This is a genomic window from Desulfocicer niacini, assembly GCF_054657595.1.
Map to the genome: position 1 here is coordinate 98,511 of NZ_BAAHYK010000002.1, position 14,777 is coordinate 113,287.

Genomic DNA, 14,777 nt, shown 5'->3' on the forward strand with positions numbered 1-14,777 from the left:
TACCCAGTACCCACGAACCTCCTCAATGGGGATAATGGATATGCAAATCATCCATGGCACTACTGATCCGCAGGTGATCTTGAAGCATGACTTCCAGACCTTGACGACGCTGGTGTTTTTCTGTGTAATCCGCTGTCACCAGGGCCTCAATCTTGGACATTTCAAGGTACCCGCCTTCAAACTCCGCCATCATTTTTTCCTGGAAATCCCGGGACACGGCATGGATTAATTTTAAAAAATAGTCCCTTTCCAGGGCATCCCTGCAGCTCTTTAAATGAAGTGTCATGCAGCGCAGAGCCTCCTTTCGAATCCGGCGCGCCCCATTGGCAAAGGCGGTGGAAAAAGGAGATGCAAAGGGTTTATTCAGAAGTCTGGACACAATGGCCACAAGGGAGTGCAAACCCAGACCGGCCATGGCATCCATGCGTATCCGGGCACTGTAGGCCGTGGCCAGTTTTGCCCGGGGGGGCTCCAGCCCAAGAATCCCCTTTACGGCGGGAATGTCCACCGGTGACATCTGTTTTTTCGGCAATATCTCGGGGCAATCCTCCCCACCCTGGCCATTGTCCCCGGCGGTGAGTTCTGCTAAAAGTGTCCGGGTATCCATGTGACAGGTATCATACAAAAACATGAAATGGGCAGTCATGTATGTTTCCTGTTCCCTGATAAAGGCCGTGACTAGGGGATTGAAACGACGGGTCATGTAAAAATCCAAATCCGTGCGAAACCCCTGGAACATGCCGTAGAGTGCCTGATTGAATCCCGATGCCGCCAGCACATCATCCCGGTTACCGGTGTCCATGGGGTGGGTCTGGATAAAAGATCTGATACCCCGACCGGGATCGCCTTTCCGTGGATGAAAAAAACGATGAATCCGGGCACGGATTTCCGTCTCCAGAGTTTCTGCTGCGGCCAGGGTGGTTTTCCGGACCATACCTCTTAAGCTTTCCCCCTGCCCTTTCATACGTTTAAGTTCCCTCATTGCATGGTCGGCCCGCTCCTGATCCCGGGATAATAGATCAAAAAACATCTGAATCCGACCTCCCGCAAAGGCACAGGCAACCCCCATACGCTGGATATTGTTTTCCACCATCAGGGAGAAACGATCTTGTTGGATTTTCTGTTTCAGATGGGTCAAAAAAAGCGTTTCCTCCCCCCGGGTATGGGTCATGAGCCCCGGCACCTGCTCCCAGAGATGAATACGTTCCCTGTCCACCGGTAAAAGGCGATTTCCAAGGGCACAATAAAGGGTATGAAGACAGGAAATAGTATAAACACGGGGCTGGGGATGCACACATACCAGCTCATTTTTTACCTGGTTTTCCAGGGCCTTAAGATCCTCCAGACATCCATGCTCCCCAAGATCCACATTGAGCACAAAGATCATGTTATCCATCAACCCCATTTCCTGGATCATGTGCAGAAACACCAAATCCGCTTCCCGCAAGCCCATGCGACTGCTGATGACATAGATGATCAAATTGGCAGTAACCAGATAATCCTGGATCTGGGCCAAATGACAGGGATCTGTGGAATCACTGCCTTGGCAGTCCGCAAGTTCCACTCCCTGGGCCAGGGAAGCGCCGGGTGTTTCCAGCAGCACATCATCGGCAAAAAAAGCGGCTGCACCGTCACCGGTGAACAGGTGATGGCCATTAAAATCATCGCCGTCAAAGGTGAGGGTCACAGGATCGGCCTGCACCAGATGGCGGACCCGATCATAGGCATCCAGGGCCTGGCGAATGCGCACAAATTCAGGCTGCAGCCCCCGGGGAGTAAGCCCCTGCCCCCCCCCTAACTGCACGGACACGGCCCGGAGAAACTGACGATCTTTTTTTCTTCTCAGGTCAAAGGATTCCGGGCTCACCCCCTCAACGGGAATCAGATGCCTCGGAAACAAAACCAGTGACCTCCTCAAAGCCTCGTTAATCTCATCCCAGGATTTCATAAACACCCGGGCCACGGGGGTGGTTCCCGGACGTATCCGGGTAACCATGGAGGTGATGACCCCGGCCCCTCTCTTTAAAATCTCCGCGCCCACAAGGGCATTGACACAGGTGCTTTTCCCGGATTTTATAGCCCCCACCACTGCAATGCGAACAAGACCGGAGTTGATCTGATGGGGCACCCGGGTACAGATTCCGTGCTGGAAGGCGACCCGTTGGTCGTACATGCCGGGTATGATTTTCATGTGCTCAAAAAGTGCCGACAAATTGTCAGCCATGTGGATAATCTCATCCACAATTGCCCCATGGGCAGAATGGTCCTTTGTGCTTTCCCGGGAAGATGTCATGATTTTTTCTGGTCCCGGATCTGTTTCATATACCCTGTTCACGCGCCCCAATCCATGTCCATGTGCATCATGGCCTGTTCCCAGCGGGCTTCCACCCTGGTTTTAAATAAAATATCCAAGGACAAGGTTCCCACCAGCCAGGAATTTTCCATTATTTCCGCATCCAGCTGCATGGGTGCCCAACCCGCACACCCCAGAACAATCATGGCCTGTTCAGGCCCCCGGCCCTGTCCCATGGCCATGAGGATATCTCTGGTATTACTTAAACCGATGTCCCGGGTCACCGGTATGCATCCTTCCCAGTCAAAGGGCGCACCATGCAGCACAAATACCGCCCCCGGCTGCACGGGACCGCCAAGGTAAATGGGCATCTTATCCATATCATCCACAAGGGGCATTTTCAGGTCGGAGAAAAGCTCTCGTATGGTGAGAAGCGGGTGCACCCGGTTAATAATAAACCCCAGGGCTCCGGAAGCATTGTGTTCACAGATACAGGTGACGCTCTGGGAAAAATTGGGATCCGGCAGGCCCGGCATGGCCATGATCAGACGTCCCTTCAATGAGCCTGGAAACTGGGACATGCCTTACCCCCTTTTCTTTTCCCGGCCATAGATATCGTCAAACCGCACGATATCATCCTCGCCGAGATAGCTGCCGGACTGCACCTCAATGAGCTCCAGGGGAATTCGACCGGGATTTTCCATGCGGTGAACATACCCAAGCGGGATATATACGGACTCGTTTTCCCGGAGCAGAATTTCTTCTTCTCCCTTGGTAATAATGGCGGTGCCGGATACCACCGTCCAGTGTTCGGCCCGGTGAAAATGTTTCTGTAAAGACAGCTTGGCCCCTGGTTTCACCGTGATGCGTTTTACCTGGAACCGGGTGCCCAGATCAATGGTCTCGTAGGAACCCCAGGGTCGGAAAACCTCCCGGTGGGTGGTCACCTCGGACCGCCCCTGACGTTTCAGGGCTTCCACCAGTTTTTTCACTTCCTGGACCCGATTCCGAGGGGCCACCAGCACCGCATCCTTGGTCTCCACCACCACATGATCTTCAAGGCCCACGGCTGCTATAAGACGGCTTTCTGCGTTGAGATAACAGTTTTTCACATCATTGATCAGCACATCTCCTTTGAGCACGTTCTGATGCTGATCCCGGTCCCCAGTCTGCCAAAGGGCATCCCAGGAACCAACATCGTTCCAGCCGGCATCAAGGGGGATCACCACGCCGTGGTCCGTCTTTTCCATGACGGCATAGTCAATGGAATCCGATGGGGATGTTTCAAAGGCTTCCTTGTCCAACCTGAAAAAATCAAGATCTTCACCGCCTTTTTCAAGGGCCACCCGGCAGGCGGTGACCATATCCGGAGCGTGAAGGGATAATTGTTCCACCACAGTGTCGGCCCGGAACATGAACATACCCGAATTCCAGAGATAATTACCCGAGTCCACATAGGCAGTGGCTGTTTCCAGATCCGGTTTTTCCACAAAGCGATCCAGGGTAAACCCGGCGGATTTATCGCCCTGTCTTGTGGACAATGACCCGCCTTTTTTGATATATCCATATCCGGTTTCAGGCCCGGTGGGCACAATACCGAAGGTGACAAGTTCCCCGGCATCGGCCAGGGCCTTGCCGGCTGCCACGGCTCCATGGAAGGCGTCAATATTTTCCATTACATGATCCGCAGGTAATATGAGCAGGGTGGCCCGGGGATATCGTTGGGCCACATGAAGGGCCGCCGCCGCAATGGCCGGGGCCGTATTCCTGCCAACCGGTTCCAGAAGAATGGTTCCCTTACACTTCACCCGTCTCATCTGTTCTGCAGCCATGAAGCGATGGTCTTCGTTACATATCACCACCGGGGGGGCCACCTCCGGCATGCCGATGGTCCGTAACAGGGTGTTTTGAAGCATTGAATATTCATCAATGAGGTTAATGAGCTGTTTGGGAAACAACCCCCGGGACAGGGGCCACAGTCGGGTTCCGGAACCACCGGCAAGGATGACTGGTACAATCATAAATTCTCCTTTTCATTCAACGCAGCATTGGGGTTGGCAAATTAAAGCCCAGTCAGAACCTGAGCACACACACCCCAAAAAAATCGAAGCACTGAGTCAGGGGTTTGATTTTAAGCTTGATTCATGTTTAATATACATTATGCTTTTATTCAAGACATTCATGACTAAATACCGCTCTTTTCACCCGAAGATACAGGAGAAATTATGCCTTCTGATCTACGTCTGTATCTGCAGCCTGTGCCTGGAACAACCGGCTATGGCCAGGGAAACAATCCCATCCCCTGTGGGAATTCTTCTGGCCGATCCCGCAGGACATGTCATTTACGAAGACAATGCAGACCTTGCCTTTATTCCAGCATCAACGCTGAAGGTACTCACATCGTTGACGGCCCTGGATCTTCTGGGACCCGGCTTTCATTTTAAAACGGATTTCTTCCTGGACAATGATGGAAATCTCAAAATCAAAGGATGGGGCGATCCCATGTTGACCTCCCGGGAAATCCAGAACATGGCCAAAGATCTGGGAAAGATCCTCAAGGCAAAAAAGATCTTTAGACTCCATGGTCTGGTAGTGGATGCCTCCGCCTTTGAAAAGGACATCATTATTCCCGGAACCACCAAAACCCTTAATCCCTATGATGCAACTGTGGGTGCGCTTTGTACGAATTTCAACACAATATCTTTTAAAACCTGGAACAGCGAAGAAAAAAACAGGAAAATCCCCCAAAAAAAATGCAGAAAATCCCCACAAGACATTCAAAATCCCAACGGAATATGGGTCAGCGCAGAGCCGGAAACCCCCCTGACGGACTTTGCCCGGGATATCCTTGACAAAAGGGCTGGCAAGATGACACAGGGTCGGATCCCACTGCCCCTGGGCACAGAGGCCCGGTATACCGGACATTTAATTGCATATTTTCTGGAAAGGGAAGGCATTCACACAGGACAGACGGTGACATCCGGGAAGGTGGCGACCAGAGACGAATTGATTTTCACCTGGATTTCGCCCCATGACCTGGAACAGGTGGTATCACAACTGCTTTATTACTCCAACAACTTCATGGCCAATCAACTTTTTCTGACTCTTGGACTGATAAAAAAAGGGGCTCCGGCAAATCTTAGCAAGGCAGTCAAGGTGGTCATGGCACATGCCGCCAGCCATGGTATTGACCATTTTTTGATGGAAGAGGGCTCGGGCATTTCACGGCATAACCGGATTTCCCCCCGGTCCATGCTTAAAATACTGCAGGCATTTAAGCCCCACCACGATGTAATGCGATACAGCCAGGGCACATATTACAAAACAGGCACCTTAAAGGGGGTGCGTACCCTGTGCGGATATTTCAAGGGTCGGGGGGACGGTCTTTACCCATTTGTCATCATGGTGAACCAGGAAAAAAGGAGCTATGATGACATCAAGAAAAAGCTGCAGGCAAAGGTCGCCGAGTGGGATGGACGTCTTTAGACGCAATATAACAGTCTGAATAACTACCCGAAGATAGGGCTTTTGGCCATCACTTAGGCCACTCGTCATCCTTGGCGGGCCAAGGGGCTCAGGCTTGCCTTGTTTGCATTATCGTTGGGGAGCTTAATATGCATACATTGGGTTTGGTCACAATATGGGCCACCCTTGGTGGGGATCAGGCTTGCGTTATTGACGCTTTTGCTTAAAATCTTCTTTATGCACAGGCACTTGTCAAAAACATAGAGCCTGATAAAAACTCAGGATCTAATACCACATGGCCTGACCCCGTTGGCCCGTGACTCATGTTGTGAACACGTCCCATAAATTGAAATTGATAACGCCAATAACACAAAGCTGACAACAGCGGCCAGGAAAATGTGACGTTTGAACCATGTTATGAGCAAGCCATCGACATGTATTGATCCAGACTCTCATCTGTCCGGATTCAACGAGAAATCAAAAAATACCCGCCCCGCCTTTACAGGGGGCTGGAAAGAACCCCGTGATATCCGGGATCCCCATGTTCAATAAAGGCATAGGCACTGTGATTATGGATGGACTCAAAATTTTCCGCACTGACGGAAAACCAGGTAATGTTATCATCTTCCAATAGCACTTTGCCCACATCCCGTACCACATCTTCAACAAATTTAGGGTTATTGTAGGCAAATTCGGTTACGTGCTTTTCATCCTCTCTTTTCAGGACTGAATACACCTCACAGGAGGCCGCCTGTTCCACCAGTTCAATGATTTCTTCAATCCACACAAAGCGCTTAAACCGGGTACTTACACAAACCTCTCCTCTCTGGTTGTGGGCACCGAAATCGCTTATTTCCTTGGAACAGGGACACACTGAAGTGATGGGAACCGCCACCTTTAAGATCATATCCCTGTTTTCATTGGGATGGGAGGAACCGATGATGGAACAGGTATAGTCCATCAATCCTTTGGAGCCCGTCACAGGTGACTGCTTTTCAATGAAATAGGGAAAAGTGATTTCAATGTGGGAGGAAGTGGCTTCAAGGGTGGTCTTCATGGTCTCCAGAATGGTCATGATGGACTCCAGGGATACCTGGGAACGGAAGGCATGAAGCATCTGAACAAACCGGCTCATGTGGGTTCCCTTGCACTGGTGGGGAAGATCCACATACATGCTTATTTCGGCAATGGTGGATTGCAGCCCGCTGCTTTTTTTATCCCTGACCTTGATGGGATATCGAAGTCCCTTAATGCCGACCTTGTCGATGGGGATATTGCGATAATCCCTCATTTTTTGAATATCAATCATAAACTCTTCTTTAACAGATAATCTGCTTCAATATTTCCCATGGCCCTGAAAATATTGCCTTTTATATGAGAATTGTCCCGGTAGATCTCCTGGAGCATCTTTCTTATCTCACTGCGTTTAGACTGACCATCACTGGGACAGGGGTTAATAAACTCAGGAAACATCAGCCGTTTTGCCAATCGGACGATATCCTTTTTTTCAACATACGCAAGGGGTCGGACAACCGTGAGCTTTCCATCAAAAAAAGGCTGGCTTGGAACCATGGTACCCATGCGGCCGGAAAAAAACATATTGATGAAAAGCGTTTCAATGAGATCGTCCTTGTTGTGCCCCAATGCAATCCGGGAACACCCCTGTTCCTGTGCCATCTCAAAAAGGGATGACCGTCTCAGGCGTGCACATAAAAAACAGGGATTTTCCCGATTTTCGCTGCCATGGGCCCGGAGGCCATGGTCGGTGTATCTCACAATCATCGTTCCGGAAAAACCTGAGACCAGAGCTTCAAGCTCCCGGGCAAATCCCTTGTCAAACCCGGGATCCACATGCACCGGCACAAGATCAAAGGAGATGGGTGCTCTTTTTCTGAAACTTTCCAGGGAATTGAGCATGAACAGGCTGTCCTTGCCACCGGAAACTGCCACCATGAGTCGGTCACCATGGCGGATCATTCCATAGTCATGTATCGCCTTTCCCATGAGATGATTGACCTTACGGTCCATGTGGGGTGTGAATGCCTGGATTAAACTCTACCTTTTTTTCCGGAATTTTTAATGATTACCCGCCCGGCTGCGATCTCCCGCAGTGCCATCACCGCATCTTCATTTCTGGCGGGCTTAATAAGAAACTCGCCCCCTTCACTGACCTGCCTTACACGTTTTGCCGCCATATGCACCAGTGCGAACCGACTGGGCACATTTTTCAGGCAATCTTCTATGGTTACTCTTGCCACGGATATACCTCCCCACTGACTTGATGAAGTTATTTCTATTTTTATATAAAACCCAGCCTAATATTCTGGAATCATATGGGTTTCATTTTTGGTCTTGATCACAAGATGCGCCACCGGCCACAATAAGCGGACCAATGGGGATCAGGCTATGTGGTATTAGATCCTGAGTTTTTATCAGAATCTATGCTTTTGACAACCACCTGTGCTTCAAGACAAATTTCAACAAAAGCGCCAATAACGCAAGCCTGACCCCTCTCCAGCATGGCCCATCTTATAATCAAGCCCTCATTTGTCGTTGTGGCTGATGGTTACAGCCATGTATCTTACATGAAAAAGCAGCTATATTTACTTGGCATCAGAGCACTCTACTTTTTCAATTTATATTGCGCCAAGTGATCCTGGCAAAGTCTTTATTATAAAATCTCCACAATTTCATAACTTCTTTTCCCAGCAGGCGCCTGGAGCACGACTTCATCACCGGGCTTTCTTCCGATAAGGGCCTTTCCCAGGGGAGAACTGATGGAAATACGTCCCCGGCTGATATCCGATTCTTCCTGGCCCACCAGCATATACTCAACCATTTCTTCCGAATCCAAATTTTCCAGCAGAACCCGGGATGCAAAACGGACACAATCCTTGGCCACGGTGGAAGGGTCAATCACCTTGGCACTGGCAAGCTTGTATCCCAGCTCCCCGATTCTGCCTTCAATAAAAGACTGCCGGTCCTTGGCAGCATCAAACTCGGCGTTTTCCGACAGATCTCCATGGGCCCTGGCCGTTTCAATGGCCTTGATATTTTCCGGACGATCAATGGTTTTTAATCTTTCAAGTTCTGCTTTCAGGGTCTTGTACCCTTCAACGGTAATTGGTATTTGCTCCAAGGTTTATTATCTCCATTTCTTCATCAAAAAACAACGCCTTACCGCATAACAGATGTTTAACGGTAAGGCAGAAAAAATCAGGGCTGGTTCTCAGTTAACGCGTATGATTCATAGGGTATTCAAGGGGTCACTTCCCGGCTGAGGTAGCCCACAATGGACGAGCCTGCACTGACCTTTTGACCCACGGTCACAGCAATATCGGTATCCAGCGGCAGATGAAGATCCAGGCGGGAACCAAAGCAAATCATTCCGTATCGACGACCACGTTCCAGGCGATGACCCGGCTGCACCCGGCATACAATACGCCTGGCAATGAGTCCTGCGATCTGCACCACACCATAAATGGCTCCCCCCGGGGTCTTGATGACCAGGGCATTGCGCTCATTGTGTTCAGATGCCTTGTCCAGGGATGCATTAAAAAATTTTCCCGGAAAATAGGTTGCCTTTTCCACCACGCCGTCCATGGGAACCCGGTTAACATGAACATTAAAAACATTCATGAAAATGCAAACCCGCAGACATGATCCATCAACAACGGTGGAGTCGGTGAGAGTTTCAATGCTTACCACCCTGCCGTCGGCCGGAGACACAAGCGCGTTGACCTCCGTGGGTATTTCCCGTTCCGGATCCCGGAAAAACCAGCATACAAAAGCAAACACAAAAAAAGCCATCACTCCGAAAACAGAACCGCCAAGCCACAGGACCATGGCGGTGATCACACCGGCAATGCCAATATATTTAAAGCCGGGAGCAGCGATAAAAAAGCCTGCCTTATCCGGCCATCTATTCGATTTCATCCGTATTTTCCTGTTCCTTTTTCCCTGGGGAAATCCAGCTGGACTTAAAGCTAAAAACAAATAGTACCAGACGATATACAGGTTGTCAACAATCCCCCGGCAATTCTAACCAGGCTGTTTGTTGTAATTGATTTCCGCATCTGATCGTCGAAGATACACCGGTATGAGTTCCCCGGGATCCCTGAGACACACACCGGGATCATGAAAAAAAACATGGGCCAGGGCCAGGGCACTGACATGGCTTTGAAACACCGGAGCAAAAAAAGCCCCTTTCCCCATCCCCTCAGTAATGCATGGGCCATAAACCATTGCCCCAGATCCCGCAAATAACGCCGCAGAACCTGCCAGACTTGGGAGATCTTCCGGGGCCAGGGTTCTCTCTTCACCCTTTGATATCAATTCACCGTTTTCAAATTGATACATGGCGCAGTATACCTCCCCCCGCCGGGCATCCAGCATGGCACATACGGGCAGGCTGGCATGGCTAAACTGCCAGGCAATGCCGTCCAGGCTGGAAACACCTGCCACGGGTTTGCCCGTGGCCAGGGCAAGCCCTTTTACCATGCTGATGCCGATGCGAAGGCCCGTGAAACTGCCTGGGCCCCGGGATACCACAAACCCGTCAAGATCATCAAGGCCCTTGCTCACATCTTTTTTGAGCATATCCTCAACCAGGGGCATGAGGGTCACTGCATGATTTTTCAGGCCGGCGACATACCGGTCACACAAAGGTATGCCATTGTCCACCAGGGCAATGCTCCCCCCCTGTTCCGTGGTATCCACCGCAAGTATTTTCATGGAAAAGCCACCTCTTTTTTATTTTGATGCATTGCCGTCGGCAACAAAGGCCACCTCAAGCACCTGGGAAAGGTCCCTCACCGGAATGAATTTAATTTTCCGCCTCACCCCGGCCGGAAGATCATGGAGATCTTTCTTGTTCTTTTCCGGGATGACAATGGTTTTAATACCTGCTCTCAGGGCACCCAACGCCTTTTCTTTAAGGCCACCAATGGGAAGAACCCGGCCCCTCAGAGTAATTTCACCGGTCATGGCCACCTTGTTGTTAACAATCTTTCCGGTAAAGGCAGAAATCAACGCTGTGGCCATGGCAATCCCCGCCGATGGGCCGTCCTTGGGAATGGCCCCTGCCGGCACATGGATATGAATATCCTTGTTTTCAAATTCTTCCCGGTCAATCTTCAGCTCATCCATACTGGATTTTATACAAGTAAAGGCGGCCCGGGCAGATTCCTGCATGACATCCCCGATCTGTCCTGTTACGGTGAGTTCCCCCTTTCCGTGGCAGAGGGATACTTCAATGTAAAGGGGTTCTCCCCCCACTTCGGTCCAGGCAAGACCGGTGACAAGACCCACCTGGCTCTCCTCCTGATCCAACTCCGGCTGGAAAAGCGGCGGCCCCAGGTATTTCTGCAGGGCAGCCTTGGTTATCTGGAACTTTCCCTTTTGGCCTTCGGCTATTTTTCTGGCTATTTTTCTGCAGATGGTCCCCAGCTTTCGCTCCAGGTCCCGGAGTCCTGCCTCCAGGGTATACTCGGAAACAATGGTATCCATTGCACCGGAGGTCATGGTGATGGACCGTCGAATCAGCCCGTTTTCCCGCAACTGACGGGGAAACAGATGCCGCTCTGCTATCACGGCTTTTTCTTCCCGGGTGTATCCGGAGATCTGAATCACCTCCATGCGATCCAGCAGGGCCGACGGGATGGTGTCTGTGCGGTTGGCCGTGAGCACAAAGAGCACTTTGGAAAGATCAAAGGGCATGTTCAGGTAATGATCACTGAACTCGGTGTTCTGCTCGGGGTCCAGGGCCTCTAAGAGTGCAGAGGAGGGGTCCCCCCGGAAATCATTACCCAGCTTGTCGATTTCATCTAGCATGAACACAGGATTGTTGGTACCGCACTGACGCAGTCCCTGGAGAATTCTGCCGGGCATGGCACCAATATAGGTTCTTCTATGGCCCCTGATTTCTGCCTCGTCCCGGATACCGCCAAGGGAAATACGGACAAACTTGCGTTTCATGGCCTTGGCAATGGCCTGACCCAAGGAGGTTTTTCCCACTCCGGGAGGGCCTGCAAAGCAGATGATCTGCCCCTTCATGGCAGGATTGAGCTTTCTCACACTCAGGTATTCCAGAATGCGTTCCTTTACCTTTTCCAGGCCATGATGATCCCTTTCCAGCACCTGGGCCGCCTTTTCAATGTCAAGGAAATCCTTGGTGGATTTATTCCAGGGCATTTCCACAATGCAGTCAAGGTAAGTGCGGATAATGGACGCTTCGGAGGAGTCATGATGCATCTGATCCAGGCGTTTAAGCTGTTTTAATGCCTCTTTATGGCATTTCTCCGGCATCTTGGCTTTTTTGATCTTCTGGCTGTACTCTTTGACCTCGGCCATCTTCTCATCATTGTCACCCAGTTCCCGGTGGATGGCCTTGACCTGCTCTCTTAAATAATAATCCCGCTGGCTTTTGGAAATTTCATCCTTGACATTGGTCTGAATCTTGGCCTGCACGGCGGAAAGCTCCACCTCCCGGGCCAGAAGGTCATTGACCTTTAAAAGACGCCGGGCTGGATCGGTGGTTTCCAGCAACTTCTGCGCGTCTTCCACCTTTAACCTTAAATTGGAGGCCACCAGGTCTGCCAGTTTTCCAGGCGATTCAATCTGGTCCAACAGCATCCCCACATCTCCGGAGACCTCCCCACGCAGGGCCAGAATTTTCTCACTGCTGTCCCGGACATTTCTCATCAAGGCTTCAAGCTCAATGTCAAGGGTATCAATCTCTTTATCCTTGACCATCTCCACCGTCACCTGGAACCAGGGCTTTTCCTGTTCAAACTTCACCACCCGGGCCTTGGTAATGCCTTGAACAAGCGCCTTAATCCGGCCATCTGGCAGTTTCAACATCTTTTGTATCCGCCCCACGGTTCCAAGAGGATAGACATCGTCTTTTCCGGGGTTTTCATCATCGGATACTTTCTGGGCAGACATGAAAAGATAACGGTCACTGTCTGATGCGGCCTCAACAGCCTTGATGGATTTATCCCTTCCCACAAACAAAGGAATCAGCATATCGGTGAACACCACCACATCCCTCACCGGCATCATGGGAAGGGATGTGGGTATTTCACTAATGTCTGTTTCTTTTTCTATTATTTCAATAAGATCGTCCATATCGGTTTCCGCCATTTGAACTCCTTTTTATTACATGAATATCAATCCGATCTTAACAATAAAACATTTTTTTTTCTTTACAACGGCATCGGCATACTTTTTTCATGCCACACAAGTGTTGACAGTGGCGTAAATTTTCTCTAAGTCAGTAAGGAGCTTTCGGGCTTGGTCATAGCATGGGCACTCGTCGTAATTGTTGAGCCAAAGGAGTCAGGCTTTTGTTTTTGGCGTTATTGACCACAGCCTGTGAAAAGGCCAAAAGCACTGATCATGCCAATAACAAAAGCCTGCCCCCTCCCCAAAATGGCCCATGTGGTGATCAAACCCGAACTTTCAAACAAGGATTTTTCTGCCATGCCCCCATACACCATCGTTTCACATATCATCATCGGAATCACCGGCATATTCGGTGCTTTGGTGGGAAGCTTTCTTAATGTATGCATTTATCGTATTCCCCGGGGAAAATCCATCCTGTTCCCCGGATCATCATGCCCGGTGTGCAACCACCCCATCCCGTTTTATCTCAATGTTCCCATTGTAAGCTATATGATCCTGAAAGGACGCTGCAGACACTGCCAGGCGCCTTTTTCCATACGATATCCCGGGGTGGAGGCTCTCACAGCTGCGGCAGCCATGATCACCGCATGGCATTTCGGCATGACTGTCCAGGGGGCCGTGTGGTTTTTGTTCATCTGCACCCTCGCTGTGATATCCTTCATTGATTATGATTTCCAGATCATCCCCGACAGTCTTTCCCTTCCCGGTATCCCTGTTTTTACCCTGGCCACAGTCCTTGGCGGAATCCACCCGTGGCAGGAGGCCCTTATCGGTATTTTAACCGGGGGCGGCAGTCTTTATGTGGTGGCGCTGGTTTACCATTTTATCCGCAAGGAGGAGGGAATGGGCGGGGGCGACATTAAGCTGTTGGCCATGATCGGAGCAGCCACGGGATGGCAGGGGGTTTTGTTCACCATCTTTGCAGGGTCCCTGGCGGGAACCCTTGCCGGAGGTCTTGCCATGGCCATCAACCGCCGCACAGACTTCCGCTTAAGAATTCCCTTTGGACCCTATCTGTCCGCAGGTGCCATTATCTACATATTCAAGGGACAGGAACTCATTGAATGGTACAGTGGATGGGTCTATTGAACGCCCAGGCTGGCCAAGCAAATTTAATAGCTGTTTGCTATTATGAGCAATTCTCTAAAAACCTTTACACTGGATTCCCCAAGACGGAAAATGGATCAATGAAACCATCCTGTCTCCCCTGCCATATTTTACGGGACTCACAATAATTACTTGACACAAAGGCAGTAACCACGGTACTTACAAAGCACCCGGGACAATTTAAGTCCTGCCATCCCGGGTACTAACGTCACATAACGTTCCCAGACAAGTCTTTTTTACATGGCATCAACGGTGTAACCCGTTATCATAGACCGCAAATTGCTGATCCCCCATGTTTTATGGTGTCAATTTGCAAAATTTAAGGAGTAATAAAAAGATGAATAAAGGCGACCTCATCAACAAAGTAGCTGAAGTCCTGAACAGCAAAAAAGAAGCCCAGACAGCCGTGGACTGTGCACTTTCCGCCATCACCGACGCCCTTGCGGAAAAAGAAACCGTTACCCTTGTGGGCTTTGGCACCTTCAAAACCACGGAAAGAAAGGCCAGGAAGGGAAGAAATCCCCAGACCGGAAGCGAGATTGATATCCCGGCCCGCAATGTTCCCAAATTCATTCCGGGAAAAGCACTGAAAGACGCTGTAAAATAACCATCAATTCCCTGGCTGTGCTCAAGGAAAGAGCCCGCATCTCCTGGGCACAGCCGCTTTTCCCATCATCGTTTAACCAGCATCGCCAACAAGCCCCTTCCTTTTTACTTTTTCCGCACA

The 14,777-nt window shown here is 50.4% G+C and carries 13 protein-coding genes; 3 read left to right on the top strand and 10 right to left on the bottom strand.

Annotated elements, in window-relative coordinates; translation table 11 throughout:
• Positions 1–22: 22 nt before the first annotated feature.
• The 3 genes from ACYQ2M_RS01435 to ACYQ2M_RS01445 are packed head-to-tail and all read right to left on the bottom strand — an operon-like array spanning position 23 to position 4,314.
• Positions 23–2,335 carry a dynamin family protein gene (locus ACYQ2M_RS01435; protein WP_459914526.1) on the bottom strand — a complete coding sequence of 771 codons (2,313 nt, stop codon included), beginning with the start codon at positions 2,333–2,335 and terminating at the stop codon, positions 23–25.
• Complete coding sequence (locus ACYQ2M_RS01440) at positions 2,332–2,874, bottom strand: YqgE/AlgH family protein (RefSeq protein ID WP_459914527.1); 543 nt, start codon at positions 2,872–2,874, stop codon at positions 2,332–2,334. The genes ACYQ2M_RS01435 and ACYQ2M_RS01440 overlap by 4 nt, the downstream gene beginning before the upstream one ends.
• A gap of 3 nt (positions 2,875–2,877) precedes the next feature.
• Positions 2,878–4,314 carry a mannose-1-phosphate guanylyltransferase/mannose-6-phosphate isomerase gene (locus ACYQ2M_RS01445; protein ID WP_459914528.1) on the bottom strand — a complete coding sequence of 479 codons (1,437 nt, stop codon included), beginning with the start codon at positions 4,312–4,314 and terminating at the stop codon, positions 2,878–2,880.
• A gap of 160 nt (positions 4,315–4,474) precedes the next feature.
• Here ACYQ2M_RS01445 and ACYQ2M_RS01450 point away from each other — a divergent pair, with 160 nt between their 5' ends.
• Positions 4,475–5,779, top strand: coding sequence for a D-alanyl-D-alanine carboxypeptidase/D-alanyl-D-alanine-endopeptidase (locus ACYQ2M_RS01450; protein WP_459914529.1), 1,305 nt, complete (start codon positions 4,475–4,477; stop codon positions 5,777–5,779).
• 478 nt (positions 5,780–6,257) lie between these two features.
• On the opposite strand, the gene folE2 is transcribed toward ACYQ2M_RS01450, so the two are convergent.
• The 7 genes from folE2 to lon form a co-directional block, all read right to left on the bottom strand.
• Positions 6,258–7,067, bottom strand: coding sequence for a GTP cyclohydrolase FolE2 (folE2, locus tag ACYQ2M_RS01455; protein ID WP_459914530.1), 810 nt, complete (start codon positions 7,065–7,067; stop codon positions 6,258–6,260).
• The gene (locus ACYQ2M_RS01460; RefSeq protein WP_459914531.1) at positions 7,064–7,762 is read right to left on the bottom strand and encodes a PP-loop family protein; all 699 of its coding nucleotides are present in this window, start codon (positions 7,760–7,762) and stop codon (positions 7,064–7,066) included. The genes folE2 and ACYQ2M_RS01460 overlap by 4 nt, the downstream gene beginning before the upstream one ends.
• A 44-nt stretch (positions 7,763–7,806) precedes the next feature.
• Positions 7,807–8,016 (bottom strand): DNA-directed RNA polymerase subunit omega, encoded by a 210-nt coding sequence (gene rpoZ, locus ACYQ2M_RS01465; protein WP_459914532.1) that lies wholly within the window; start codon positions 8,014–8,016, stop codon positions 7,807–7,809.
• A gap of 413 nt (positions 8,017–8,429) precedes the next feature.
• Positions 8,430–8,897 carry a transcription elongation factor GreA gene (gene greA / locus ACYQ2M_RS01470; RefSeq protein WP_459914533.1) on the bottom strand — a complete coding sequence of 156 codons (468 nt, stop codon included), beginning with the start codon at positions 8,895–8,897 and terminating at the stop codon, positions 8,430–8,432.
• Between the two features lie 119 nt (positions 8,898–9,016).
• Positions 9,017–9,694 carry a phosphatidylserine decarboxylase family protein gene (locus ACYQ2M_RS01475; protein ID WP_459914534.1) on the bottom strand — a complete coding sequence of 226 codons (678 nt, stop codon included), beginning with the start codon at positions 9,692–9,694 and terminating at the stop codon, positions 9,017–9,019.
• A gap of 105 nt (positions 9,695–9,799) precedes the next feature.
• Complete coding sequence (tsaB, locus tag ACYQ2M_RS01480) at positions 9,800–10,492, bottom strand: tRNA (adenosine(37)-N6)-threonylcarbamoyltransferase complex dimerization subunit type 1 TsaB (protein ID WP_459914535.1); 693 nt, start codon at positions 10,490–10,492, stop codon at positions 9,800–9,802.
• Positions 10,493–10,510: 18 nt separating this feature from the next.
• Complete coding sequence (gene lon, locus ACYQ2M_RS01485) at positions 10,511–12,901, bottom strand: endopeptidase La (protein WP_459914536.1); 2,391 nt, start codon at positions 12,899–12,901, stop codon at positions 10,511–10,513.
• A gap of 255 nt (positions 12,902–13,156) precedes the next feature.
• Here lon and ACYQ2M_RS01490 point away from each other — a divergent pair, with 255 nt between their 5' ends.
• A complete protein-coding gene (locus tag ACYQ2M_RS01490) occupies positions 13,157–14,032 on the top strand; it encodes a prepilin peptidase (RefSeq protein WP_459914537.1) in 876 nt (291 codons plus the stop codon).
• Positions 14,033–14,387: 355 nt separating this feature from the next.
• Positions 14,388–14,657, top strand: coding sequence for an HU family DNA-binding protein (locus tag ACYQ2M_RS01495; RefSeq protein ID WP_459914538.1), 270 nt, complete (start codon positions 14,388–14,390; stop codon positions 14,655–14,657).
• The last annotated feature ends 120 nt before the right edge of the window (positions 14,658–14,777 follow it).

Coding starts and splice junctions, on each gene's coding strand:
- ACYQ2M_RS01495 (WP_459914538.1), top strand. CDS start 14,388: ATGAATAAAGGCGACCTCATCAACAAAGTAGCTGAAGTCCTGAACAGC.
- lon (WP_459914536.1), bottom strand. CDS start 12,901: ATGGCGGAAACCGATATGGACGATCTTATTGAAATAATAGAAAAAGAA.
- ACYQ2M_RS01440 (WP_459914527.1), bottom strand. CDS start 2,874: ATGTCCCAGTTTCCAGGCTCATTGAAGGGACGTCTGATCATGGCCATG.
- ACYQ2M_RS01450 (WP_459914529.1), top strand. CDS start 4,475: ATGACTAAATACCGCTCTTTTCACCCGAAGATACAGGAGAAATTATGC.
- tsaB (WP_459914535.1), bottom strand. CDS start 10,492: ATGAAAATACTTGCGGTGGATACCACGGAACAGGGGGGGAGCATTGCC.
- ACYQ2M_RS01475 (WP_459914534.1), bottom strand. CDS start 9,694: ATGAAATCGAATAGATGGCCGGATAAGGCAGGCTTTTTTATCGCTGCT.
- ACYQ2M_RS01460 (WP_459914531.1), bottom strand. CDS start 7,762: ATGGGAAAGGCGATACATGACTATGGAATGATCCGCCATGGTGACCGA.
- ACYQ2M_RS01445 (WP_459914528.1), bottom strand. CDS start 4,314: ATGATTGTACCAGTCATCCTTGCCGGTGGTTCCGGAACCCGACTGTGG.
- folE2 (WP_459914530.1), bottom strand. CDS start 7,067: ATGATTGATATTCAAAAAATGAGGGATTATCGCAATATCCCCATCGAC.
- ACYQ2M_RS01490 (WP_459914537.1), top strand. CDS start 13,157: ATGCCAATAACAAAAGCCTGCCCCCTCCCCAAAATGGCCCATGTGGTG.